Source organism: Paraburkholderia sp. SEWSISQ10-3 4 (assembly GCF_030464785.1).
Taxonomy (GTDB): Bacteria; Pseudomonadota; Gammaproteobacteria; order Burkholderiales; family Burkholderiaceae; genus Paraburkholderia; species Paraburkholderia aspalathi.
Genome location: NZ_JALPRI010000009.1, coordinates 1 through 24,079, shown reverse-complemented (window position 1 = coordinate 24,079; position 24,079 = coordinate 1). Strand labels below are relative to the sequence as shown.

General features: G+C 61.5%; 16 protein-coding genes. 6 read left to right on the top strand and 10 right to left on the bottom strand.

The window, feature by feature from the left end; translation table 11 throughout:
• Window positions 1-43: 43 nt before the first annotated feature.
• The 7 genes from M0D68_RS18710 to M0D68_RS18680 all read right to left on the bottom strand — a co-directional run bounded on the left by M0D68_RS18710 (window position 44) and on the right by M0D68_RS18680 (window position 9,827).
• Window positions 44-1,003: a GDP-L-fucose synthase gene (locus M0D68_RS18710; protein WP_200652331.1), complete on the bottom strand. Its 960-nt coding sequence runs from the start codon at window positions 1,001-1,003 to the stop codon at window positions 44-46.
• Window positions 1,004-1,008: 5 nt separating this feature from the next.
• On the bottom strand, window positions 1,009-2,127 hold the full coding sequence (gene gmd, locus M0D68_RS18705) for a GDP-mannose 4,6-dehydratase (RefSeq protein WP_093636528.1): 1,119 nt from the start codon (window positions 2,125-2,127) through the stop codon (window positions 1,009-1,011).
• Between the two features lie 81 nt (window positions 2,128-2,208).
• Window positions 2,209-4,443 (bottom strand): polysaccharide biosynthesis tyrosine autokinase, encoded by a 2,235-nt coding sequence (locus tag M0D68_RS18700; protein ID WP_093636532.1) that lies wholly within the window; start codon window positions 4,441-4,443, stop codon window positions 2,209-2,211.
• A 49-nt stretch (window positions 4,444-4,492) separates the two neighbouring features.
• Complete coding sequence (locus tag M0D68_RS18695) at window positions 4,493-5,632, bottom strand: polysaccharide biosynthesis/export family protein (protein WP_093636535.1); 1,140 nt, start codon at window positions 5,630-5,632, stop codon at window positions 4,493-4,495.
• Window positions 5,633-5,705: 73 nt separating this feature from the next.
• Complete coding sequence (locus M0D68_RS18690) at window positions 5,706-7,091, bottom strand: undecaprenyl-phosphate glucose phosphotransferase (RefSeq protein WP_093636538.1); 1,386 nt, start codon at window positions 7,089-7,091, stop codon at window positions 5,706-5,708.
• A 57-nt stretch (window positions 7,092-7,148) separates the two neighbouring features.
• The gene (locus M0D68_RS18685) at window positions 7,149-8,738 is read right to left on the bottom strand and encodes a sugar phosphate nucleotidyltransferase (RefSeq protein WP_093636541.1); all 1,590 of its coding nucleotides are present in this window, start codon (window positions 8,736-8,738) and stop codon (window positions 7,149-7,151) included.
• A 102-nt stretch (window positions 8,739-8,840) separates the two neighbouring features.
• Entirely contained in the window at window positions 8,841-9,827 is a 987-nt protein-coding gene (locus M0D68_RS18680; RefSeq protein WP_200652366.1) for a helix-turn-helix domain-containing protein, read from the bottom strand.
• A gap of 808 nt (window positions 9,828-10,635) precedes the next feature.
• Here M0D68_RS18680 and M0D68_RS18675 point away from each other — a divergent pair.
• The 4 genes from M0D68_RS18675 to M0D68_RS18660 all read left to right on the top strand — a co-directional run bounded on the left by M0D68_RS18675 (window position 10,636) and on the right by M0D68_RS18660 (window position 16,298).
• Window positions 10,636-12,942, top strand: a complete 2,307-nt coding sequence (locus M0D68_RS18675) for a hypothetical protein (protein ID WP_200654811.1) — start codon at window positions 10,636-10,638, stop codon at window positions 12,940-12,942.
• 179 nt (window positions 12,943-13,121) lie between these two features.
• Window positions 13,122-13,271, top strand: coding sequence for a hypothetical protein (locus M0D68_RS18670; protein ID WP_167378424.1), 150 nt, complete (start codon window positions 13,122-13,124; stop codon window positions 13,269-13,271).
• Between the two features lie 64 nt (window positions 13,272-13,335).
• Window positions 13,336-13,788 (top strand): GDP-mannose mannosyl hydrolase, encoded by a 453-nt coding sequence (locus tag M0D68_RS18665; RefSeq protein ID WP_093636550.1) that lies wholly within the window; start codon window positions 13,336-13,338, stop codon window positions 13,786-13,788.
• Between the two features lie 128 nt (window positions 13,789-13,916).
• Window positions 13,917-16,298 carry a PIG-L family deacetylase gene (locus M0D68_RS18660; protein WP_200654812.1) on the top strand — a complete coding sequence of 794 codons (2,382 nt, stop codon included), beginning with the start codon at window positions 13,917-13,919 and terminating at the stop codon, window positions 16,296-16,298.
• A 25-nt stretch (window positions 16,299-16,323) separates the two neighbouring features.
• On the opposite strand, the gene M0D68_RS18655 is transcribed toward M0D68_RS18660, so the two are convergent.
• A complete protein-coding gene (locus M0D68_RS18655) occupies window positions 16,324-17,409 on the bottom strand; it encodes a glycosyltransferase family 4 protein (protein WP_200654813.1) in 1,086 nt (361 codons plus the stop codon).
• Window positions 17,410-18,258: 849 nt separating this feature from the next.
• Between M0D68_RS18655 and M0D68_RS18650 the strand changes: the two genes are divergently transcribed.
• Window positions 18,259-20,205: a hypothetical protein gene (locus M0D68_RS18650; RefSeq protein ID WP_200654814.1), complete on the top strand. Its 1,947-nt coding sequence runs from the start codon at window positions 18,259-18,261 to the stop codon at window positions 20,203-20,205.
• A 114-nt stretch (window positions 20,206-20,319) separates the two neighbouring features.
• Here the strand turns inward: M0D68_RS18650 and M0D68_RS18645 are convergent, their stop codons facing one another.
• Together M0D68_RS18645 and M0D68_RS18640 are read right to left on the bottom strand one after the other, a co-directional pair.
• Window positions 20,320-21,858, bottom strand: coding sequence for an amino acid permease (locus tag M0D68_RS18645; RefSeq protein WP_054035445.1), 1,539 nt, complete (start codon window positions 21,856-21,858; stop codon window positions 20,320-20,322).
• A gap of 68 nt (window positions 21,859-21,926) precedes the next feature.
• Window positions 21,927-22,703, bottom strand: coding sequence for an SDR family NAD(P)-dependent oxidoreductase (locus tag M0D68_RS18640; protein ID WP_093636562.1), 777 nt, complete (start codon window positions 22,701-22,703; stop codon window positions 21,927-21,929).
• A gap of 268 nt (window positions 22,704-22,971) precedes the next feature.
• Here M0D68_RS18640 and M0D68_RS18635 point away from each other — a divergent pair, with 268 nt between their 5' ends.
• Entirely contained in the window at window positions 22,972-23,955 is a 984-nt protein-coding gene (locus M0D68_RS18635) for a helix-turn-helix domain-containing protein (protein ID WP_093636565.1), read from the top strand.
• Window positions 23,956-24,079 lie beyond the last annotated feature (124 nt).

The window sequence follows — 24,079 nt, the reverse complement described above, 5'->3', positions numbered from 1 at the left end:
TCCTCATTGCCGGAATCGCGCCCAGCAGCCCTTCAATGCGCGCCTAAACGTGCATGACGGCGGCGGCGGTCGAGCCGGCGTGTAATTCAACGAATTCCCGATACGTGGACGTGATGCCCTCTTCGAGGCCGATGGTCGCGTGCCAACCCATTTGCGCGAGCCGCGATACGTCCAGCAGCTTGCGCGGCGTGCCGTCGGGTTTGGACGCGTCGAATACGAGTTCACCCTCGAAGCCGGTCACCTTGCAGATACATTCGGCCAGTTCGCGAATCGACAGGTCTTCACCCACGCCGACGTTGAACAGGCCTTCTGTCACGTTGTGCTCGAGCACGAAGAGCGTCGCCGCGGCGAGGTCGTCGACATGCAGAAACTCGCGGCGCGGCGTGCCCGAGCCCCACACCGTCAAGGCCGCGGAACCGTTCACCTTCGCTTCGTGCGCCTTCCTGAGCAGAGCCGGCAAAACATGGCTGCTGTTCAGGTCGTAGTTGTCGTTGGGGCCGTACAGATTGGTCGGCATCAACGAGACGTACTGGGTGTTGTATTCGCGGTTGTACGCCTCGCACAGCTTGAGGCCGGCGATCTTCGCAATCGCGTAAGCGTCGTTGGTCGGCTCGAGCGGCGAGGTCAACAGATACTCCTCGCGGATCGGCTGCGGACATTGCTTCGGATAAATGCACGACGAACCGAAGAACACCAGCCGCTCTACCTGCGCGCGAAACGCAGCGTGAATCACGTTGGTTTCGATCACGAGGTTTTCATAAATGAACTCACCCGGCTGCGACGCATTGGCGAGAATGCCGCCCACGCGCGCAGCCGCGAGCAGCACTACGTCGATCTTTTCCCGCTCGAAGAAGCCGTTCACGGCAGCCTGATCCTTGAGATCGAGCTCAGCTCTCGAGCGTGTGATGACGTTGTGATAACCCTCGGCATTGAGCCGCCGGACCAGCGCAGAGCCGACCATGCCACGGTGGCCCGCCACGAAGATACGTGCTTGTTTATTCATCGCCGTTACTCGTGATGTTCCAGTGCCGTGAAACCGGCCAACGTGACAAGTGCGTCACGTCTCGCAATCTGATAGTCGGACCGCACCATTTCCTTGACGAGCGCACTGAATGGCGTGGTCGGCTTCCAGCCGAGCTGCGCATGGGCTTTCGACGGATCGCCCAGCAGCGTCTCGACTTCGGCAGGCCGGAAGTAGCGCGGATCGACACGCACGATCACGTCGCCGGGCGACATCTTGATCTCGCGCCCTTCCACCTTTTCGACAATGCCGACTTCATCCACACCGGTGCCTTCGAAACGCACGGTGACGCCCAACTCAGCGGCGGCATGCTTAACGAACTCACGCACGCTGTACTGCACGCCGGTGGCGATGACGTAATCCTCTGGCCGTTCCTGTTGCAGCATGCGCCATTGCATCTCGACGTAGTCACGCGCATGACCCCAGTCGCGCAACGCCGACAGATTGCCGAGATACAAGGTCTTCTGCATGCCCACCGCGATGCGCGCCACGGCGCGCGTGATCTTGCGCGTCACGAAGGTCTCGCCGCGCACCGGCGATTCGTGATTGAACAGAATCCCGTTGCAGGCATAGAGCCCGTACGCTTCGCGATAATTGACCGTGGTCCAGTACGCAAACAGCTTGGCGACCGCGTACGGGCTGCGCGGATAGAACGGCGTGGTCTCGGACTGCGGCACCTGTTGCACGAGGCCGTACAGCTCCGAGGTCGAGGCCTGATAGAAACGCGTCTTGTGCTGAAGCCCCAGGATGCGGATCGCTTCCAGAATTCGCAACGCGCCGAGGCCGTCCGCGTTAGCGGTGTATTCCGGTTCCTCGAACGAAACCGCCACGTGGCTCTGCGCCGCGAGGTTGTAGATCTCATCGGGCTCCACACGCTGAATCACGCGCAGAATGCTGGTCGAGTCGGTCAGGTCGGCGTGATGCAGGAAGAGTCGCTGGTCGGGATCGTGCGGGTCGCGATAGAGATGATCGATCCGGTCCGTATTGAACAGCGATGACCTGCGTTTGATGCCGTGTACGTCGTAATCCTTGGCGAGCAGCAGCTCGGCAAGATACGACCCGTCCTGTCCAGTAATGCCGGTGATCAGCGCGACCTTGCGTTTCATGAACCCCTCCTTTCGTTGAACTTTGCAATGCCAGTGCAACATCACGATTGAATGAGCGGCCCCGTCATCGGGGCCGTCACATCAACCCGCGATGCTGTCGTATCCGTAATAACCGCCTTGATAGCCGGAACCGAGGAATGCCCCTTCCTGAGGCACATCGGTCAGCAGCACGCCTTTGAGCGATACTCCGCCGTTGAGCAGCCGCTTGGCCGTCTCGGCAATCTCGTTCAGCGGATGGCGGCCATGGCGCACCACCAGCAGCGTCGTACCGGCGTACTTGCCGATCACCGTCGAATCGGTCACGGCAAGCACCGGCGGTGTGTCGACGATCACGATGTCGTAGTGCGACTTCAACTCGTCGAGCATCGTTTGGAAACGCTTGCTCATTAACAATTCAGACGGATGCGAGGGCAGCGTGCCCTTGGCGAGCACGTCGAGTCCAGGCAGCACGTCGCGCTGGACCATCGACGCGAGATCGCCACCGCTCAGCACGTCCGAGAGCCCCGGCTGATGCGCGATGCCGAAATGCGAATGGACGTCGCCGCGCCGCATGTCGCCGTCTATGATCAGCACCCGTTTGTTCGCCGACGCCACCAGCGCCGCCAGATTCACCGACAGGAACGACTTGCCGGTATCGGGCCGCGAACCCGTGATCATCACGACGTTGTTCTCAGCATGATCGAGCGACAACTGCAACGAGGTCCGCAGATTGCGCACGCCTTCCACAGCGATGTCTTCTGGCGCCTGCTGTGCGAGCACATGCAGCCCGCGGCGGCGCAGCATGACGTTTTCCTGCAAACGCAGCTGCGTCTGGCTGCGCGGCACGATTGCGAAGACCGGCACGCCGAGCACTGCTTCGAGCTCGTCGGGACGTTCCACGCCGCCGTACATCGCGCGCTTGAAGAAGGTCAGCATGATGCCGATCAGCAAGCCGCCGCCAAGCGAGATCAGGATCGCCAGCACGCGCTTCGGGCGCACCGGCTCGTCAGGCGTTTCGGCGAAGTCAACCACCCGCACATTGCCTACCTGGCCAGCTTTCGCCACCCGGAGTTGCTGCGCGCTGTTCAACAGATTGGTATAGAGCTCCGTGTCGACGTGCACGTCGCGCAGCAGACGCAATGCGGTCTGCTCGGTATCCGGCATCACAGCCACGCTGCGGTTCATGGTGGCCGCTGCGCCCTGCAACGCCGCGATCTGTGCATCGAGCGCGGCTACCGCCGGGTGATTCGCCGTGAAGCGCTGCGACATCTCCGCGCGTTGCTGCTGCAGATCGAGCAGCTTCGTCTTGTTGTCGACGACCTGTTGAAGCAACAGACGGCTTTCTTCACCAAGATCGACCGTGCCGTGCGCGTTGCGGAATTTGTTGTAGCGTTGCTCAGCGTCGTCGAGTTCCTTGCGCAAGCCGGGCAGTTGCTGGTCGAGGAAGGCCAGCATGTGCTCCGCTTCGGTTGAACGGCTTTCCACATCCTGACGCACGAATTCGCGCGCCATACTGTTGACGATCGCCGCGGTCAGTGCAGGGTCGCCGCCTTCGAGGCTGGTGCGAATCACGCCGGACTGCAGCGTGGTTTCGGCCACCACGAGCGCCTTTTGCAAGCGGTCCACGGTGCCCAGCGTCGAGGCGCGCTGCAGCTCGAAACGCGCGCCAGGCTCGCCGACCAGCTTGTCGACATGCAACGCGATCGGGCCGTCGGCGGTGTCGGTTTGCACGGTCTCGCCGACGTGGCCGGAGAGAATCGCGATACCGTTCTTGTCGCGCAGCACGTACGAACCCGCATCGCCCGCAATCAGCGTGAAGGTCGTGTCGTAATAGTCCTTCGACGTGTCGAAACGCGACACGGCAATGCTCTCGTTACCCCATGCGAAGCCCGACACGTTGATGAATGACGGCAACTTGAAGCCCCATTGCCCGTTCACCAGGCCCGCGATCATCCCGCCGATGAACGGCATATAACGCGGCGAAGCCGTGATATCGAGGTGCAGATTCTTGACCGTTTCCTCGGTGACGAGACGCGACTTCAGCAACTCGATCTCCGCCGCCGTCGAGGGCTTGGTGTCGAACATGCCGGTGAGCGGCGGCAAGGAATCCTTGCCGTTCGCATTGGCATTGGCTGTCTTGTCCTCGACGTGGAACAGCACATCTGCGCGGTAAGTCGGCGGCGCAAGGAACGCATACGCGCACCCCAGCGCGAGTGCGATCAGCGTCACCATCACGATCGTGCGCCAACCTCTCACGATCGTGCGCAGATAGTCCGACAGGTGCAGCTCGTCCGGTCCGGACACGTCGGTATAGCGGTTTTCGAAATTAATTGCCATTTTGTTCACCCAACAAAGCCCGGCGGTTCATGGTCACGTTGCACGGTTGTTATTTCGCAAGAACGGCACCCGTTACAGCCGCATTGATCGCCGGCAGCAGCAGGTTCAGCACACGGTTGAAGCGGACCAGGCCGCCTTGACCGACATACACGACGTCCTTCGGTTGAAGCTCGAACTGATTGGCGAGGATCATGGACACCGGCGAGGTCGCATCGAGGTGGTAGACCTGCGGCGATTCGCTGGTCGAATTGCGGATCACGAACAACTGTCTGGCCGCCGCCGTGTTCGAGTCGAAGCTGCCGCTATCGGAAATGGCCTGCGAAAGCGTCAGCGTGCCGTTACGCATCGGCAGGATCGTCGCCGGCTTGTTGACTTCGCCCATCACATACACGCCGCTGTCTTCGCGCGAAGCCACCCGTACGATGTCACCCGCTTGCAGATAGATGTCCGACGGATTGCGGCCGCGCTTGATCAGGTCGTCCACGTTGAGCGGATACGTCACGCCGTTGCGGATCAGCTCAACGCGGCTGCGATCCGCATTCGGGCTGAAGCCGCCGCCCTGGTTGATCACGCTCGTCAACGACAACGGAATGTCCGTGACCGACTGCGCGCCAGGAGTGCGCACTTCACCGTCGACATAAACCTGCGCGTTGCGGAACGAGGCCACCCGTACCGTCACCTCAGGCTTCTGATACACGTTGCTCAGACGCTTGTGCAGATCCTTCTGGATCGTCCCGACGTCTTTGCCGGCAACGTGCACCGTGCCTGCATACGGAAACTGCACGTCGCCGTTTTCGTCGATCAGAAAACCGGGCGCGGCGTCCGACGTCTTCGCGTTCTGCGCGGGCTGGCCCAGCGCGGCGGCGAGCTCCGGGTGGTCCCACACGACGATCTGCAGCACGTCGCCCGGGCCGACCTTGTAAGAGGTCGGTTTGCCGAACAGCGCGGTTGTCTGCGGCGGCAGCGTCGTGGCCGTCTGCGTCGCGTTCATCTTGCGCAGCAGCGCGAGGTTGATGTCAGTAATCGGAATCTGCTGTTGCTGCGACGCTTCCGTGCTGTAGTCCCCACCCGTGTCCTGAACCGCGGCTGGGGTAATCATCTGTTGACCCGGTACGATTCCGCATCCGGAAAGCACTGTTGCAACTGTGAAAATCACGAGACTTCCCGTGCGTATACCAAGCGAGCTCATGGTGTTTCCTCCTTGCGCCAGGGACTGTCCTCGGGGGAGGTAGAGCCCAGCGTGCTTGTTAACTACTTAGTACTTAGTAAGCGTTTCGATGCGCCAGTCCGGCAACGATCGTCGCGCCGATAATCCGCATGTCGAGTGCGAACGACCAATGCCCCAGGTAGTACAGGTCATGTTCGACGCGACGCTCCATCTTCTCGATGCGGTCGGTTTCGCCACGAAAGCCGTTGATCTGCGCCCAGCCTGTAATGCCCGGCTTGATCCGATAGCGATTGATGTAGCCGGCGACCACTTTCTGATAGAGGTCGTCGTGCTCGAGTGCATGGGGACGCGGTCCAACGACCGACATGTCGCCACGCAACACGTTGAAGAATTGCGGCAGTTCGTCGAGGCTCGTGCGGCGTAGAAATGCACCGACGCGCGTGACGCGCGGATCGTCGCGCGTCGCCTGTTTGAGCGTGCCCTTCGGCTCGGCATGCAGTCGCATCGAGCGGAATTTGTAGATCGTGAAAACGTGGCCGTCCGCGCCTTTGCGCTTCTGCTTGAAGAGAACCGGGCCGCGCGACGAGAGCTTCACCGCGATCGCTATGGCGAGCAGGATCGGCGCGAGGCCAATCAACGCCGAAGCGGCGAACAGGCGGTCGAAGATTTCCTTCTTCAGCATCGAACTGGCTGACAGCGGCGAGGCGACCAGGTTGATCGCCGGCATGCCGAGCAGATCGATCACGCCGCTGCCATCGAACAATGCGATGCTGCGCACGTCGGGCATGAAGCGGATATTCACCAGATCGTCGCGGAACTCGTTGATCAGTTTGCAGATCAGCGGCTCTTCGGTGAGCGACAACATGAGCCAGAGTTCGTGCACATCGTTGGTGCGAATGTAGTCGGCAAGCGCATCCACCGTCTCGCAGACAGGTACCCGCGGGCTGGTCACAGCAGACACGTCAGGGCGCGTGTTGTAGACGGCCGTCGCGCGAAAGCCTGTGCCGGGCGCCGAATCGATCCTGCGGATGATCGCATCGCACTGCGAGCCGCTACCGACGATCGCAACCTGATGCAGATTCAGACCGGCACTGCGCGCACGCGCCAGCACCGCATGCATGATCAGCCGGTCAGCGATCAACAGGCCGCCCGTCACCGCCGTCCAATACGAGAACCACAGCCGCGAGACGAAGTCGATGCGATGCAGCGAATACATCAGCACAAGCGCGCTGCCCTGCACCATCAACCACGCAAGCGACACCTGCCCGGCCAATGAGAGCTTGGAACGGCCGCGCCATGATTCATACACGCCGAACGCTGGAAAGGTGGCCAGCGCAAAGGCGGCGGAAAACATCACGAGCGCCCAATAGAACCCTGATTGAGCGAGGTAATCAAAGCGGATCTGCGACGCCACCGCCGCACCCACCAGTACCAACGCGACATCGAAAACTCGCGCGAGCAAATCCTGAAACTTGCGCATTTTGCTTACCTCGTTCTTGCCGTTCGTTCTTTTCCACACATGATTCCGGGGGCGCTGTTAGGAGCAGCGGCCGTAGTTGTCGTTGAACCTCACAATGTCGTCTTCACCGAGATAGGTGCCTGACTGGATTTCAATGATTTCGAGCGGTACTTTCCCCGGGTTTTCGAGCCGGTGACGCGTGCCGAGTGGAATGTAGGTCGACTCGTTTTCGCTCAGCAGGAACTGCTCTTCTCCGCGCGTGACGAGCGCCGTGCCACGCACGACGACCCAGTGTTCGGCGCGGTGGTGATGCAGTTGCAGCGAAAGCTTCGCGCCCGGCGTGACGACGATGCGCTTCACCTGGAAGCGTTCACCGTGGTCGATGGAATCGTAGAAGCCCCAAGGGCGCCGCACCTTGCGATGCGCATCGGCCTCGGGAGCGTGTTGCGCCTTGATGCGCGACACCAGGCCCTTGACGTCCTGCACATGTGAGCGGTCGACCACCAGCACGGCGTCGGCTGTTTCGACGACCACCACATTGGTCGTGCCCACACAGGCGACAAGCCGGCCTTCGGAATGCGCATAGCTCGACACCGCGCCTTCGAACGTCACGCGGCCGCGCCCGGCGTTGCCGTTGGCGTCCTTATCCATTGCGGCCCAGACGGCGTCCCAGGAACCGAGATCCGACCAGCCTGCATCGAGCCGAACAACGACGCCGGACGGATTTGCAGCGGAGTCTTGCGGGTCAGTGACATGGGGCGCGGCTGTCTCGTCCGTGGCGCTCGCGTCACTCACGTCGCTCACGTCAGTGAGGCGCTCCATCACGGCATAGTCGATCGAGTCAGCGGGTGAACTCAGGAAAGCGTCCACGAGCGGACGGAAATACGCGCCTTCGCTGCGGCCGTTCGCGAATGCGCGTTCGCAGGCTGCGTGCATCTCCGGCTGCAGGCGTTGCAGCGTATCGAGCCACACGCGTGCCCGCACGACGAAGATCCCTGCGTTCCACCAATACGTGCCTGCAGCGACGTACTGCGCGGCAATTTCCTCGGCCGGCTTCTCGACGAAGCCGTCGATTGCATAACCTCCATCGGGCAATTCCGCGCCGATACGGATATAGCCGAAGCCCGTATCGGGGCGCGTGGGCGGCACACCCAGCGTGGCGATCAAACCACGCTCCGCATACCTGGCCGCGCGTTCCAGCGCGCCTTGCAACGCAGGCACATCCGCAATCGAATGGTCGGCTGGCATCACGATGAGAATCGCGTCGTCGCCGTCCGCGCACGCGAGCGACGCCGCGAGCGTCAACGCCGGCGCCGTATCGCGCCGCGCAGGCTCGACGATCAGACGCGCGTTCACGCCGTTTTCCAGAAGCTGCTCGGAAATCACAAACCGGTGTTCTTCGCCGCACACGATGATCGGCGACGCGTCCACGTTCCAGCCGGCGGGAAAGCCGTCCATACGCCGCGCAGTCGCCTGCAACAGCGAGTCTGAGCCGACCACGTCGATCAGTTGCTTCGGATAGTTTTCGCGCGACACCGGCCACAGCCGCGTGCCCGAGCCGCCGGCAAGAATGACCGGGACGATGCGCGCGCAATGCGCACCGGCGGTCCCGGCATTGGCACCGTCCGGGTTCGCCGACGCAGCGTTCACAACTCCCTTAGTCAACATATTCGGATTCCTTATAATTTTTTGAGATCAAGGAAATACTTACCGAAGCGCGGTACGAGACGACTACGTGTTGGGCGCGCTCAGCGCGGTTCGCGGCGCGCGCTATCCGCCGACCATACGGCGGCTTTGAATCCGGAACTCAGTCGGGGAAATCCTCATCCGCTTACGGAAAACCTTCGCGAGGCGGTCACCGTTACCCATGCCGGTACGCCGGGCAATCTTGTCCACCGGCAATTCCGACTCGGTCAGCAGGCTGCAGGTCACCGCAAGGCGCTCATGCAACAGGAAACTCGAGGGCGTGATACCCATTTCCATCTTGAAGCGGCGCAGGAAGTTGCGCTCGCTCATCGCGGCGAACTGAGCCGCATCGGCAATCGAAATCGATTGCTGGCAATTCTCTTGCAGCCAGCGAGCCGCCGCGCGCACTTTGTCGCCGGGACTCAAGCCGCCGTCTTCGCCAAGCAGCGGTGCGAGGTTCGAGCACGAATCGGCAAGCAGACGCTCGGCCACCGTGCGGGCGGTCGCGCCGCCGAGATCGCGCTTGATCATGGCGAGCGCGCTTCTCATCGATTCAAGCCGGTCACCCGCGTCGCCGTTCTGCTCGGTCTGGCGCGACGACATCGACTGCGGCTGGTGAAATTCGCCGCTGTCCTTGCTGTCCGGCACATAGGCTGCTTCGAGCAAGGCGCGCCCTTCCGCGATCGGCCGGATCATGCCCGTGTTGCGGCGCACACGCCGTAACCAGGCGATCAGCCGCTCGTCGCCGGCTGCGGCGAATGCGCCTTTGCCGCCGGCCACATACAACGCGTCGAAGCCGCCGTAATGGCGCGCGTCGAGCCCGTCGGTCCAGACCCGCAGTGCCGATGACGAGGTCACCATGCCGCCGTCGGCCGACAGGAAGGAAACGTCATACAACCAGCCACCGGATCCGGACGATGCCAGTTCGTTAGCAGCCTGAAACACTTCCGCAACCACGCCCGCGCCCTGCAGCGAGCAGTCGTTGAACATCAGGATTGCGATGCGACGCATACCTTTGTTCGGTGCGTGCACCCAGCGCAACATGGCAGACTCGAGACTCGCGCAGGTCATAGTCATCCTCTCAACAGAAAACGGATCTACTTTTCAACCTTGAACGCCCACACAGAGGAATGCTCTGTGCAGTGCATCATAGCCATCCGCAATCAAGCATTTAGCCGCCATGACCGAAAGTGCAGACATGTTGGCGTTTCAATATGGTGGCCAGCCAGTGATTTTCGGAACAATTGCTCTGCTACTATTTTTCAACGAATTAATTGCCGATTCTGCATATGAATGAATTCACATTCCGCGAATCCTAATGCTAATTAATGTGATTTTTTGTGTGCTGGCGCACATACAACCGCCACTCGAAATGCTTGAGTTGCAATTTGATCTGCCCGGCATTCTGCAGATTCGAAGTGACTTCTTTCCGTCACATCGCCAGAATGAGAGCAGCCCCCTTGTTTGCACCAGTCATTGTTCTTACCGGATGCCCGCGGGGCTTTCTTCTGACGATATATTTGGTCGGCAGAGACATATAAAACAGTATCCAATATAAGCACTTTTCGAGAGAGAAAATTATTTAATTCGTTGTTATTGGATCTGGAGAATATAAACATGACGATTAATGTTTCAAACGTGAAACACGGCAATAAGACAACTTTAGCCAGCCCGGCAATAGACGGGCCAATGGCGGATTCTGTCGGATGAGAGCCGGTATGTTTCCGCCATAGAATTGCGGAAATGGCCTATGCGGTTTCCGCAACACATTGCAACGCGAGGTAGTCTGAGGCGGGTCTGGCCTGGTCAACTAGCAATCCGGTGACGCCTTATCGTTACAACAGGCCGGAACCTATGCGTCGAACGACACGGGGAACACATGTCTGATGTATGTGAATATCGCGCGCTGCAACCACTCGCCGGCACCTGTGGCGCCCGCGGGTTAGCGCTGCGCGTTGCCGCTTCGGCGGCGGTATTTATCCTGCTGGCCATGGCGGCCTCCTCGTGTAGTGCGGCAGCGGCTTCAGCCGGTCCTGACAGCGCAAGCAATGCCGATCTGACGGTCGACGGCAGAAAGTGGACACCTTGCGCGGCGGAATATGGAACCTGCCGGTTCAACGGTACGCGCGACGTGCTGTACGGCACCGTCGAACAACATGTCATCAAGACGTTCACGACCACCGCCGATTGCAATAACGGTGTGTTCGGCGATCCTGCGCCCGGTGTGGAGAAGCGCTGCGCAGTTGCGGTCACTGCGACTGACTCGAGCACGGCGGCCAAGGCTGAAGCCGCTGCCTCGGCGAAAAAAGACACAGCGCCTGCCGCCGCGCAGGAATCTGCGGCCACGGTATCCACTTCATTAAAGGCGCCGCCCGGGCAGGGTCTGCGCTGCGGCGCGCCCACCTCACAAGTACGCGCGGCCGCAAACGGCGATCTGCTGGAAGCGGACACGCCGAGCGACGGCACGCGCCTGTTCGCAGCAGACAAACCGTTCGCACTCGTCTTCACGACACGACCTGCGCAAAACGACACGCTCAACTGGCAAATCCGCGACAGCTGGAATACCGTGCGTGCTAGCGGCCGCTTCCCCGTTGCGGCGGGCGCCACGCTGTCGACGCTCAGTTGCGCCTCGACCGTTGCCGGCTACTTCGCCGTCTCCGCTTCGCTGGAACGCGCACATGGCCAGCTCGAATCGCGTGGCACACGTCCTGCGGGGATCGCCACCTTCGGCGTCCTGCCCGACACCTCTGCTGCGTTGCCCGCCGTTCGCTTTCCCTACGACGACCTGCACCGATTCGGCGGACAGGGGACTGCATACCTTGCGCCCGGGCAGCATTGCTGCGATGGCGACGGCTATCGGCCGGCTTACACCGCGCTCGGCCTCTCGTGGGCGAACGACAATCGCAACTGGTATATGGAAGAGCCGAAAAACGCAGGCACGTTCGATCCCGCGAGCAAGCAGTTGCTGCCCTACTTCCGGCGCGGCGACATCATGCGTCTGATCCAGCTCGACGGTATTCCTCAGTGGGCTAGTCCGACCGGCAAGGAGACGCACAGCTATGCGCCGACCTCGCTCGCACAAATGAAGGACTACATGGCCAAAGTCGGCGCCGAGTCCAACCGCACGCGGATGACCTACTTCCCCAAACAGCGCGACAACTACTATCAGGTGACATGGGAACCGGACGCCGACGGCGGCCTGCCGTGGCGCGATACCGACGCGAATTTCGTCGCGATGTATAAGGCGGTTTGGGAGGGCATTCATCAGACGGACCCGCATGCCGTAGTGATGGGGGTGACGTACGCGTCAGTGCAAGTCAATGTCGAGAAGATGCGCCGTCTCGGTCCGCTCGGGATCGGCCGCTATATGGATGGCATGACCATCCATGGCTATTACGACATCGGCACCACACCATCGCACCCGCCCGAACGTGTCGCCGACTCAGGCAATCAGGGCACCGTGCCCGGCGCGCTGCCCGCCGCGATGCGCGCGCTGCGTCACGAGTTGCGTTTATACCTGAAACCCGGTGCGCCGCTGTTTGTTACCGAAACCGGCATCAGCTACGACATCGGTGCGGCGTATGGCAAGAACTATCCGGGCGCGAACGTGCTGTATGCACAAGCCGCGGTCGTGGCGCGCACGCATCTCATCCTGCTCGGCGAAGGCGCGGATATGACCTACGTGTTCTACCTCGCGGACATGCCGGATGCCGCGCCCGGCTATGGTGTTTTCTTCGAGCTCGATCATCCGACTGGCGCCTACGGCGCCGCCCGCATCAGCCCCAAACCCGCCGCGCTCGCGGTGGCGGTGATGACGCGGATCATCGACGGCACGGATACGCTCGGGCCGCTCAAAGCTTTGCCCAAAGGCGTCTACGCGTACGCGTTCCGCCGGCTCGGCGGCGGCAAGATCGTGACGGCGTTGTGGACGCATGACAACGACGCGTGGAACGCCAAAACCGGTTTCAGCGCGAGCCAGAGCGCGGATTATCGTCTGCGTGTCGACGCACCCGGCACGTCAGGCGAAGTGACCGTGTTCGACATGATGGGCAACCCATCGAGCTTGCCGTATCGCGACGGTGTCGCGAACCTCAAGCTGTCGCCGGCGCCCATCTATGTGGTGTCCGCCAACGCCGGCGTGTTCAAGGACGCGGTCATGACGCCGGAGGGTTACGTGCCTCGCTAGATGTACCGCACAAGGCGCGGGGTGCGCGTAGCGGCCGCCGTAGACCCCTCGATAGGCACCGCTTGCTGTCGAGACGCGGCGATACTTCGGCGTGATGTGACAGGGCAAGTCGTTTCTTACACCCGTAAAATCCAGAAGAAGACTACCTCGCACGCATATCAACGCGCCGGAACCGAGAAATGAACGGCCTCGCATGGACAATGCTGGTGCTGGCCGGGATGGTTGGGGCGTTTGTCTTCGCCACGGTCGGCGCGATTCTGGTCGCACTGCTGCTGGCGAATGTCTCAAGCCGTCTCACCCGGGATGATGAACATCATGGCGACTACTAGTGCCTTCAGCATCGCCTCACGATCACCCTGCGCTCAACGCGACGCGCACCCTGCAGGAGATGGAATGCTGACCGAGATCGATTTCCTGGACGTGGTGCGTCTGACGCCGCTGGTCGCGATCGATCTGATCGTCAGCGACGCCGAGGGCCGCGTGTTGATCGGCCACCGGCGCAATCGCCCCGCCCGCGGCACATGGTTCGTTCCCGGCGGGCGAATTCTCAAAGACGAAACACTCGACAGAGCGTTCACGCGCATCGCCGACGCCGAATTGGGCATCGGCAGGCTGACGCGCTCGACCGCGCGCTTCGAGGGCGTTTTCGAACACCATTACAAAGACAATTTCGCCGCCGAGCCTGACGTGTCGACGCACTACATCGTGCTCGCCTATGGCCTGCAGTTCACCAGCACCATCTCGGTCGGCCGGCTCGACCAGCACAGCGACTATCTCTGGCTAACACCTTCTGAGCTGCTCGCACGCGCCGATGTCCACGAGAACACCAAGGCTTATTTCCGCTAGCGCCAACAGCCCCGCCACCCGCATGACCCATTGCCGGTGCGCAAAGTGATATCTACTGTGAGTTCGCCAACGCGTCAACTCACGCCGGTACAGTATGATCGAGCTCACCGTCAGGGCTCGAATCAGACATGCGATCATCGGCAGCCAGGCTCGTTCGCGATTCATCCATTGCTCTTCTAGCGCTACTTTTTTTCGCTTTCTTTCCGGGCGCGGCGCGCGCGGCCGATTGCGGCGCCGGCACGCTGGTGACAGTCGTCGCTCACCTCGACGACGATCTGCTCTTTGTCGACCCCGCCATCAGCGAACGGCTCGACGCCGGCTGGTGCATCACCACTGTCCATCTGATCGGCGGCGCCAACGGTGCGGATTTCGCTTACGTGCAGACCCGCGAGCGGGCCTCGCGGCTCGCGTACGCGCGCATGGCGGGGGTGCCTGACGAATGGATCGAAACGAATATTCCGATCGCCGGCAAGCTGGTGCATCAGATGGTGCTGAAGGCCAAGCCGCAAGTCCGTCTGCTCGAATTCCGCCTGCCCGGCGGCGCCGTGCGCGGCGGCCGCGAACCGCTCGGCCTGCTGTGGGAACAGCGCGCCACGCTTTCCACCTATCCGATGAACGCCGACGGTTCGGTGCGTGTGCAATACGATCGGGCCTCGCTGTCGGCCACACTGAGAGTGATACTCGCCGGGGCGTCGCAGATCTACACGCTCAATCCGGACACCGTACCGTTTCTCGAGCACCCCGATCACATCTACGCCGCGCGCATCACGCGCCACGTCGCCCAGACGCTGAACAAAAGCGTGCCGATCGAATACCACATCACCTATCCGACCGGCGACTGGCCGGGCAATGTGTCGGCGGCCGAAGTTCAGCGCAAGCGCGACATCGTCGCCAGCTATTTTTCTGTCGACGGCAGCGAGTTTTCGCACGTATTCGGCGAGTTCCAGTGGGACGGTAACTGGGTCGCGCGCCGCTATGCCTTCGCCGATCGCAGCGATCACCGCGTTGCCGATTTTCAATCGCATCCCATTCAGCTATTCAATGCGGCGGCAACTCGCTGCCTGACCTCCGCAGGCAGCGGCCAGGCGCCGACACTCGCCGCATGCACGGGCTCGTCCACGCAACAATGGCGCTGGGATCCGGTGACGGTATATCCCGGCAATGCGCGCAACGCCGCACTCGTCAGCGTCGCGACTTCGCAATGCATCGCCGAACGCGACGGCTATCTGATCTCCGAGACCTGTGATCAATGGGACATGGCGCAGCGCTGGACGCCGTGGGACTTCGGCCTCGTTTATACGCCGCTGCGGCACTGCCTCGGCGAAAACGACGGCAAGCTCACCATGCGCGGCTGCACCCAGCTCACCACACGCTACCGGTGGGCAACTCAGCAACGCACGCAGGCGACAGATCTGCGCCTCGCAACCGCAATGGTCGGCGACGTCGCCGGCACGGGCGAGCAAGCCGCGGTCTACGTGCAACGACAACACGACGGGCCCGGCTTTAATGTGTATGCGGCGTCGCTCGTGAAAGCGTCGCCCCCTGCGCTCTGGTACGCCGGCCTCGTTCCTTTCGATCCCCGCGCCACCGCGCCCAGTTGCACGGATGACAAGCTGTGCTTCGATAGCGCGCGCTTCCTGCTCGGCGATTTCGACGGCGACGGCAAGACCGACTTGATGGTCATCACCGCGCGCCAGGGTGGCACCGCGTTCTGGTTGCTTCGCAGCACAGGCGAGCGCTTCGAGGCTCCACGTCTCTGGCTTCAGACGAGCCGTGAGTTCAGGCCCGCGTTGACGCAGCAATATGTGGCGGCGGACTTCGGCGGAATGGGACGTGCCGGCGTGCTGATCGCACAGAAACGCGCCGATAGCGGGCTTGACCTCTGGACGGCGTCTTCCACGGGCTCGACGGGCTCAGCGCCGACACTCATGGCGCAAGCAAAAACGCTGCGGCAAAACGCCAATCTTCTGCCAGTCCAAACTGCAGGTTCACGCACGTCGCTGGTCGCGGTGGATGGTGCGGACGGCCGGCTCGCACTCACGCCAATTTCCAATGACGGCACACGCATGACCATCGGCGAACGCAAACTATTGCCGGCGAGTTTCCTGCCCGACTTCGTCAAAGTGACGGTCGGGGCCGTGCACGGCAAAGCGAGCAATACGCTGATTCTTTTGACACCGCATCTCGACGGAACGAACGAGGACGCGGTCATCGACATTGCCACGCTCGACACAGCGGACGCGAACGCAGTGCCGGTCCAGGCGGCGACGCTGCGTGGCATGTCGTGGTCGGATGTCTTTCCGGCTTTCGTGCGTGACAAGCGCAATGCCGCGCTCGTGCTCTATCGAAGAACCGACGCCACGCTCGGCGATTTCTATTTCACCGGCGGCGCACCGGCGCTGACGCGCTATCCGGTAGGCGATGGTTTCGCTTTAGGCGCAGCCCAGGATCTCGGTGAACTCCCGGGACTGTTCTCGGAGACGGTGCGGATCGACCGGTTGGCGCAGTAGCGCAAGCCGGTCGACCCGACGCGGTTCAGGTCGACACGCGCAGCGGCTGAACGAACTGCCGCGCGATCGTCATGTAGCGATCTGCCGTGTCGTGCAACGTGTATCCCGCCAGTTGCCGGTTCGCTCGCGGCATATCGAGCGCCTTGAGCAAGGCGCGGCCATAGGCCTCCGGATCGGCCGTGTCGACGAGACTAACGCCGGCAAATCCACTGGCAAAACCGAACGACGGAATCCGGCTCGCCACGACAGGAATGCCCGAGGCGAGCGCCTCCAGAAAGCCGATGCTCTGCGCTTCGAAACGCGAAGGCATCGCAAAGACACGTGACGAGCGAAGAATCGCGGCGACATCCAGGCGCGGCCCGCATACCGTCACGCGGCTGTCGAGGCCAAGCTGATGAACCAGCGACACCACCGCCTCGTAATAGGGAATCTCCTCGATGACTCCGCACAGCAGCAGGCGCGCTTCAGGCTCGCTCTGCACGACGTGCTCGAACGCGCGGATCGTGTCCAGCTGACTCTTCCCTTCTATATAGCGGCCTAGCTGAACGATCTGCTTCGCAGGCACGGCGATATCCGGTACGGATGGGTTGCTGTCTTCGGCGAACAGCGACGCGTCCACGCCATTCGGGATCACGACCATCGCCGGATGCTTGCCGATTTCTCGCAGGTAGTCGTCGATATTTTGCTGCGACACGCCGATGATCGCTCTCGCCCGCCGTGACAGCAGGCGCTCCGCCTGCTTGAGCGCGCCGTTCTCGAAGTCATTGACGCCGGAGTGCATCACCCAGGCGATCGGCGTATGCACCGGCAGAAGACGCACATAGAGTGCGGCGAGCGTAGCATGCGCCACGATGAAGTCGGGACGGAACTGGCGCACCACGCGATACAGGTGCAGCAATTTGCCCACCCTGCCGTGACGGCTGGTCGGGAACAGACAGGTGACGCCTGCGGCTTCCAGCTCCGCACGAATGCCGACGAAATCGTCCTGCTGAGGAAGCAGTGACGTTATACAGACCTCATGGCCGCCGCGCTGATGTTGAATCGCGAGACCTTTTACAAGTACTTCTGCCCCGGAAAGTCGCGGGGCATGAACCAACTGAAGAATTCTCACGATTTATCTCTCTGGATAACCGCCTTTTTTGCGCAGCGGATGGACAAGCCGACCAGCAAGTACCGCCCCCAAAAACCGTCGACATCCATCATCGTTCATCTGGCGCGCCCCTTTCGCGGGACGCGGCCTCGTCTCCGTAAAACAGCGACAGTTCCGCCGCGAAGTCACTATCGCGAGGAAACGTTACACCGAAGGCCCAGCACTTTTCCGCCATCTGCAAGGCTCCTTCGGCTATGCAATGAGCGCTATCGCCCATTTCTCAGCGGTTTACCCCGATTCGTATAGTTAGGCATCCGTTGCAAATCTTTTCGACCCCATTTCTGTTTGGCGGACAAAGACTAATCTCCTCATACGTATTTTTTGGTGCGATCAATGCAATTAGTACTGCCTTATTGTTCATACGTAACGACTCGTTACTTCTTTTAAACATACTAATGAGTATTGTTGCAGTCGATTCTTCCCATCAGAGCCTTTCTTGCTTACAGGACAGTAAAAAGTTCATCGAATGGCGCGATGAACTCAAGCACTTCGATGTGGATTGCGCTGTTCCTCAAGACGTTCGTTGTATTCGTCACACCTTCCCCGGTCGTCCGATTCCGCCAAATCCGCCATGACGAGTGGCATGGATTCGTACGATAAGAATTTCTCTGCAGAGAAATGCGTTCGGGGCCGACAACCCGGGAAGGCATCACACCTTCGCGCGACCGAATGGTTGCGCATCCAGGACGGCCAGTGTCGATGCCTCGGTCATCGGCTGGCTTGCAATTGAACCCCGATGTTTGCTCTGTCTCCCTACGCGCCTTGCGCGAAGAGGCAAGCGAATATTCACAGAACGCATTGGTTAGATTGATGAAATCGCAACTACTCCTACTTTCGACACTTTCTCTCGCGCTAGCGGGCTGCGGTGGTGGCGGCGGCGGTAACGGCGCCAGCAACAACGCAACAAGCCAGCTCAACGGCAGCTCCGGCTCGTCCAACTCGACTGCGGCGGGCAACAGCAGCACCGGCGGCACCGCCACGGTGAACGGCGCGGGCACCACCGTCGCGACGCTCAGTTGTGCATCGCCGGCCGTCTCGGCGGGCTCCGGCAGCGCCACCATTTCCGCCGACACGCCGAGTGCTGACGGCACACGCATCTTCGCTTCCGGCACCACCTTCCAGCTCGCCTTCAGCACCAACGTGCCGAATGCCGATACGCTGAACTGGGCCGTCACGGACACCATCGGCCGAGTGGCGGCGAGCGGCAGCACCGCCGTCCCGAGCGGTTCGAAGACCATCACGCTCAACTGCACCTCGACGCTCGCCGGCTATTTCGCCGCGACGGGCACACTCGCGCAGAACGGCGGCCAACTGCCACAGGCCGGCACGCGTCCGGTCGGCATTGCGACTTTCGGTGTGCTGCCGAACCTGTCTCAGGTCGTGCCTGCGGTCACCTACGCGCATCAGGACCAGCACCGCTTCGGCATGCAAGGCGCGAACGACAACGGCCCTCTGCTGGCCGACCTCGGCATCTCGTCGACGATCGACGACCGCCAGCTTTCGACGATGGAGCCGAACGGCGCGAACACCTTCAACCCTTCCACGAACAATCTCGATCCGTTCTACAAGAGCGGCAACGTGATGCGCCTGATCCGTCTCGACGGCATCCCTGCCTGGGCGAGCAGCACCGGCGCGTTCCAGGACGACACGAGCGTGCCGACCAACCTTTCGTATTACCAGAACTACATGAGCCGCGTCGGCACGGAATCGAGCGCGATTCGCGCGGCGTACTTCCCGACCCAGTCGGCGAACTACTATCAGGTGACGTGGGAGCCCAACGAGTTCTGGACCGACACCGATGCCAATTTCATCGCGCTGTATCAGTCCGTCTATCAAGGCGTCCATTCCACCGATTCGAACGCGGTGGTGATGGGCCCGGCCGATGCGTTCCCGAGCCTGACCACGACGCGTCTGAAGCGCCTCGCGCCGCTCGGCTTCGGCCAATACATCGACGCGGTGGCAACGCACGGCTACTACGACGCGGGCACTTCGCCGTCGCATCCGCCGGAGCGCTACGACAGTGACCCGTCGACAGCCTCAGGTTCGCTGCGCGGCCAGATGCGCGCTCTGCGAAATGAAATGGCTACCGACTACCGCACGGGCATGAAGCTGTTCTCCACGGAAGCCGGCATCAGCTACGACCTCGGCAGCTCGTACGGTCCGAACTATCCGAGCGCGAACGTGCTGTACGCGCAAGCGGCGGTCGCGGCGCGCATGCACATCATCACGCTGGGTGAAGGCGCGGATCAGACCTACGTGTTCTACGGTGCGGACTATCCGGGCGAAGTCGGCTACGGCACGTTCTTCGACCTGAGCGATGCGCAGGGTGCCTTCGGCGCGACGAATATCAGTCCGAAGCCAGTCGCGATGGCGATCAGCGCGATGACGCATACGCTCGATGGTACGCATACGCTTGGAGCGGTGAACGGCACGCCGACCGGGGTCTACGCGTACGCGTTCCAGCAGGTGGGCAATGGGGCGGTGATCACCGCTTTGTGGGCGCACAACAATAGCGTGTGGGATGCGAGTGTTGGGTTCAGCTCGAGCTATAGCGTGCCGTATAGCCTCACTGTGGATGCGCCGGGCACGAGCGGTACCGTGAAGGTGGTCGATATGATGGGGAATGCTTCGAGCGCGAGTTACAGTAATGGGACGCTGACGCTTAATCTGACTGAATCGCCGGTGTATGTGGTGTCTAACAACGCTTCGGTTGCGAAGTCGAATGCGACGGTGCCGGTGGGATACGTCGGTATCTAATTAGCAACCGCCTCATCATGCGGTAGACGTAAAAACGTCAGCCGGCTTCAGGGCCGGCTGACGTTATTTTTTTCAGACATGGATGGCGGCGCCTGGCCGCGCACTCGCAGTGCGTCAGCTTTCCCCCAGTCGCCCCTCGAGCCCGCTCAACTCCTGCTCGCGCTCCTTCGACACCTTGCCGATCGGCGGGCCCGCAAAGCTCTTGCGCACACCGGCGCCGTACCAGATCGCCAGCAGGATCGCGAGCAAACCAACAATGACGTACACCACTTTCTGATTAGGCGGCTGCATGCCGACATAGGCGAGCACGAGCGCGCCGAACACCGCAGCCACCGCGAACGGCTTCGACAGCATGCCCAACTGGAACGGCCCTTTTTCCTTCCACGTGCGGCCCTCGGCGAAAATGCCGGCAGCAATCGGCATCGCGTAGGAGATGAACAGAAACACCGCGCTACCCGCGCTCAGCACCGTGAACGCGTCGCCGTACAACGTCACCACAATCGCCAGCACCGCCGAGGTCCAGATTGCAGCACCCGGCGTGCGGTGTGCCGCATTCACCTTGCGCAGCCACTTCGAGCCAGGCAAGCCGCCGTCGCGGGCAAACGCGAACATCATGCGCGAGGTCGACGTAACGGCTGCGAGACCGCATACGTAGTTGATGAAGAACATCAGCAATTCGATCAGGATGCGCAGCGGTCCCGGAATCGGCGCAAGAATCGCTTCGAAGAACCCGGTGCCCTGCTTCACCCCCGCAGTGATATCCGGCATCACCAGCACGAACGCGCACACCATCACATAGCCGAAGGTCGTCGACCAGAACACGGAGCCAACGATGCCGCGCGGCACATTGCGCGCCGCCTGATGCGTCTCCTCCGAGGTATGCGCAGAAGCGTCGAAGCCCGTGATCGTATAAGCGGTCAGCAGCAAACCGGACAGAAACGCCATGGCAATGGTTTGCTTGGGCCATGCGCCGCCATCGATACCGGTGAAGTTGGTGAACGTGTAGAGCCGCGACAGATCGATCTTGACCGGCGAATACACCAGCAGGGACACCACCAGCATGACCGTCACCACAAAGATCAGATAACCCGACAGGTCCGTGATCTTGCTGGTGATGCGAATGCCGCGATGATTCAGGAACGCTTGCGAGGCGGTGATCACCGTCAGAAAGAGCGTCTGCTGCCACCAGCCGAGCGAATCGGGACTCACACCGAACATTGGCGCGATCAGTGTGCGAAAGAACGGATCATAGGTACCGTAGTTGATCGCGGCGACCACGAACACGAGACCGAGCAGATTCAGCCAGGCAGTGAGCCAGCCCCACATTTTGCCGCCGAGAATCGAACTCCAGTGATAAAGGCCGCCAGCCGTCGGATACGACGACGCGATCTGCGCCATCGCTGCCGCCACGACCAACGCGAACAGCGAGCCGAGCGGCCAGCCGAGTCCGATCGACGCCCCGCCCGCCGCCGACAGGCCCATCTGGAACGACGTGATGCCACCCGACAGAATGCAGATCAACGAGAACGATACCGCGAAGTTCGAGAACGCCCCCATGCGCCGGGACAGCTCCTGCGCGTAGCCCATCTTGTGCAACAGCTTGACGTCGTTGTCGGCGGACTCCGCCGACGGCACGGCCGTGTTGATGTCCATGACGCGATCCTTTGAACAGGGTTATGACGAAGCGGCAAACTGGCGTGACCGCGCGACGAAGGACCGGCTCACGCAGCCGTAAAGCAGTTGTCGACGTACAGGTGTGCGCCGTTGACGAAACTGGCGTCGTCGCTGGCGAGAAAGAGCGCCGCGCGCGCGACTTCTTCCGGCGCGCACAGACGGCCCTGCTGCACCGACAGCGCCGCTTCGCTCGCATCGAATCCATACTTCGCAAGCGCGCTGATTTCGCGGCGTCCGTGCGGCGTATCGATGAAGCCGGGACACACGGCGTTGCAGCGAATGCCACGGTCGCGATACTCGACGGCGATCGACCGCGCGAACATGGCGCATGCGCCTTTGGTCGTGCAGTACAGCACTTCGAGCGGCGTGGCCGCGACCGACGAAATCGACGCGGTGCACACGATCGAACCGCCGCCTGCCGCGAGCATGTGCGGCAGCACCGCGCGGGTCATCATGAACATGCTTTTGACGTTGACGTTCATGAGCCAGTCGTAGTCTTCGTCGGTGGTATCGACGAACGGCTTCACGACGATGCTGCCGGCGTGGTTGAACAGCACGTCGATGCGCCCGAAGCGCGCCATGATGTTCGCCACGGCGGCGTCCACGGCAGCGCGCTTCGATACATCGGCAGCGAACAGTTCGGCTGTGCCACCCGCCGCGCGAATTCGCGTCACGACCTCCTCGCCCGCATCGGTATTGATATCGACCACGGCGACTTGCGCGCCTTCCTGCGCGAATAGCAGCGACGCCGCGCCGCCCGCACCGGTCGCGCCGCCTGACACGATTGCGATCTTGCCTTCCAGCCTGCCTGCCGCTCTGCTCATGCGTGACTCCCGTTCCAGTGTCCAGTGCGTTGTGTTGCATTGCGTTGTGCACAAAGTAGGGGCGGCAAAAAGCGGCGACTATCCAAAATTGGCAAAAAGTAAAAATCCCGTAAAAATCTGCCTTACTGACAAATGCATTACATGCGGTGATTCGAGCGCACCCGGATGAGCGCAGACGGCCTGAACCCCGGGTGCGGCACGGACTTTTTTTCGCATACACTGGTCGGCACGAGGCTTTCGGGGAGCGCCAACAGAATCGGGAGAAGCTATGCAGCCGGCCAATCAGACAAGCAGCGCCGTCGAGATTCGCTATTGCCGGAACATCGACGAGCAGGCGATGTTGCTCGACGCGTGGAACCAGAGCTATTGCCAGATTTCGCGTGGCGCCTTCGACGGCTCGGTGAGTTCGTTCGCCGCGGGCGGCGTGCGGGTGTTGGTGGAGCGCCTGAACCGCACGGTCTATCAACGCGGCCAGGTGGCGCGGTCCAGGCTCGCCGTGGGCATTCCATTTCAACTCGAAGGGCATGCACTGCTGTGCGGGCAGACGAGTCATCGCGACGGTCTGCATGTGTTTTCCGGCGATGGCGGGTTCGAGTTTTTGTCGCCCGACACGCATCTGGTGGTGAATCTGGAGATCGAACCTGACGCGATTGGCGATCATTTGCTGCGCTCGCAGCTCGACGAGATTGCGCCGTTGCTGGGCGCGAGGCCTGGTGTGTTGAATGTCGATCCTGCGAGATTGCAAGGATTTCGCGAGGTGCTGAAGCCATTGCTTGACGCCGTGAGTGCGACGCCGACTCTGCTCGATGATGGCGGCGTGGCGGCCTCGTTCGAGAAGTCGGTGATATTTGGTCTTGCCGAGGCATTGCAGGGAATGCGGGATGCGGATCCACACGGGAATGTCGAAGCGCGTACCGCGCGGAACTGGCAGCTTGTGCGCAGCGTTCGTGAGCTGGTGGAAGAGTCGCCGGATTGCCCGCTGTCTGTCGCCGAGCTATGTGCGCGGTTTCGCGCGAGTCGGCGCACTTTGCAGTATGCGTTTGAGGATACAGTTGGAGTGAATCCTTCAGCGTATATACGAGCGGTTCGGCTTGATCATGTGCGGCGGGAACTGAGAGCCGCTGGGTCTGTTACTGAAGTCGCTACGCGGTGGGGGTTTTGGCATTTTGGGAATTTCTCCAATGAGTATCGGGGGCAGTTTGGGGAGTTGCCATCGGAGACGTGGCGGCGCAGTAGGGCGCGCGCGGGTTGAAGTGTGGGTTGTTGCCTGCGGCGCTTTTTGGCCGTGTTCTTAGGGCTTTGGGCTTTCCTTGTTCTGGCTTTGGTGCCTTTCCTTGCATTGTTAGTGGTCTATTAGCGTTGCCCCTGTGCGGGGC

What these genes read in the sequence shown, in the direction of transcription:
- M0D68_RS18695 (WP_093636535.1), bottom strand. Translation starts at nt 5,632, where the DNA reads ATGAGCTCGCTTGGTATACGCACGGGAAGTCTCGTGATTTTCACAGTT.
- M0D68_RS18680 (WP_200652366.1), bottom strand. Translation starts at nt 9,827, where the DNA reads ATGACCTGCGCGAGTCTCGAGTCTGCCATGTTGCGCTGGGTGCACGCA.
- M0D68_RS18660 (WP_200654812.1), top strand. Translation starts at nt 13,917, where the DNA reads ATGCGATCATCGGCAGCCAGGCTCGTTCGCGATTCATCCATTGCTCTT.
- M0D68_RS18650 (WP_200654814.1), top strand. Translation starts at nt 18,259, where the DNA reads ATGAAATCGCAACTACTCCTACTTTCGACACTTTCTCTCGCGCTAGCG.
- M0D68_RS18645 (WP_054035445.1), bottom strand. Translation starts at nt 21,858, where the DNA reads ATGGACATCAACACGGCCGTGCCGTCGGCGGAGTCCGCCGACAACGAC.
- M0D68_RS18665 (WP_093636550.1), top strand. Translation starts at nt 13,336, where the DNA reads ATGCTGACCGAGATCGATTTCCTGGACGTGGTGCGTCTGACGCCGCTG.
- M0D68_RS18670 (WP_167378424.1), top strand. Translation starts at nt 13,122, where the DNA reads ATGAACGGCCTCGCATGGACAATGCTGGTGCTGGCCGGGATGGTTGGG.
- M0D68_RS18635 (WP_093636565.1), top strand. Translation starts at nt 22,972, where the DNA reads ATGCAGCCGGCCAATCAGACAAGCAGCGCCGTCGAGATTCGCTATTGC.
- M0D68_RS18675 (WP_200654811.1), top strand. Translation starts at nt 10,636, where the DNA reads ATGTCTGATGTATGTGAATATCGCGCGCTGCAACCACTCGCCGGCACC.
- M0D68_RS18710 (WP_200652331.1), bottom strand. Translation starts at nt 1,003, where the DNA reads ATGAATAAACAAGCACGTATCTTCGTGGCGGGCCACCGTGGCATGGTC.
- M0D68_RS18640 (WP_093636562.1), bottom strand. Translation starts at nt 22,703, where the DNA reads ATGAGCAGAGCGGCAGGCAGGCTGGAAGGCAAGATCGCAATCGTGTCA.
- M0D68_RS18685 (WP_093636541.1), bottom strand. Translation starts at nt 8,738, where the DNA reads ATGTTGACTAAGGGAGTTGTGAACGCTGCGTCGGCGAACCCGGACGGT.
- M0D68_RS18690 (WP_093636538.1), bottom strand. Translation starts at nt 7,091, where the DNA reads ATGCGCAAGTTTCAGGATTTGCTCGCGCGAGTTTTCGATGTCGCGTTG.
- M0D68_RS18700 (WP_093636532.1), bottom strand. Translation starts at nt 4,443, where the DNA reads ATGGCAATTAATTTCGAAAACCGCTATACCGACGTGTCCGGACCGGAC.
- gmd (WP_093636528.1), bottom strand. Translation starts at nt 2,127, where the DNA reads ATGAAACGCAAGGTCGCGCTGATCACCGGCATTACTGGACAGGACGGG.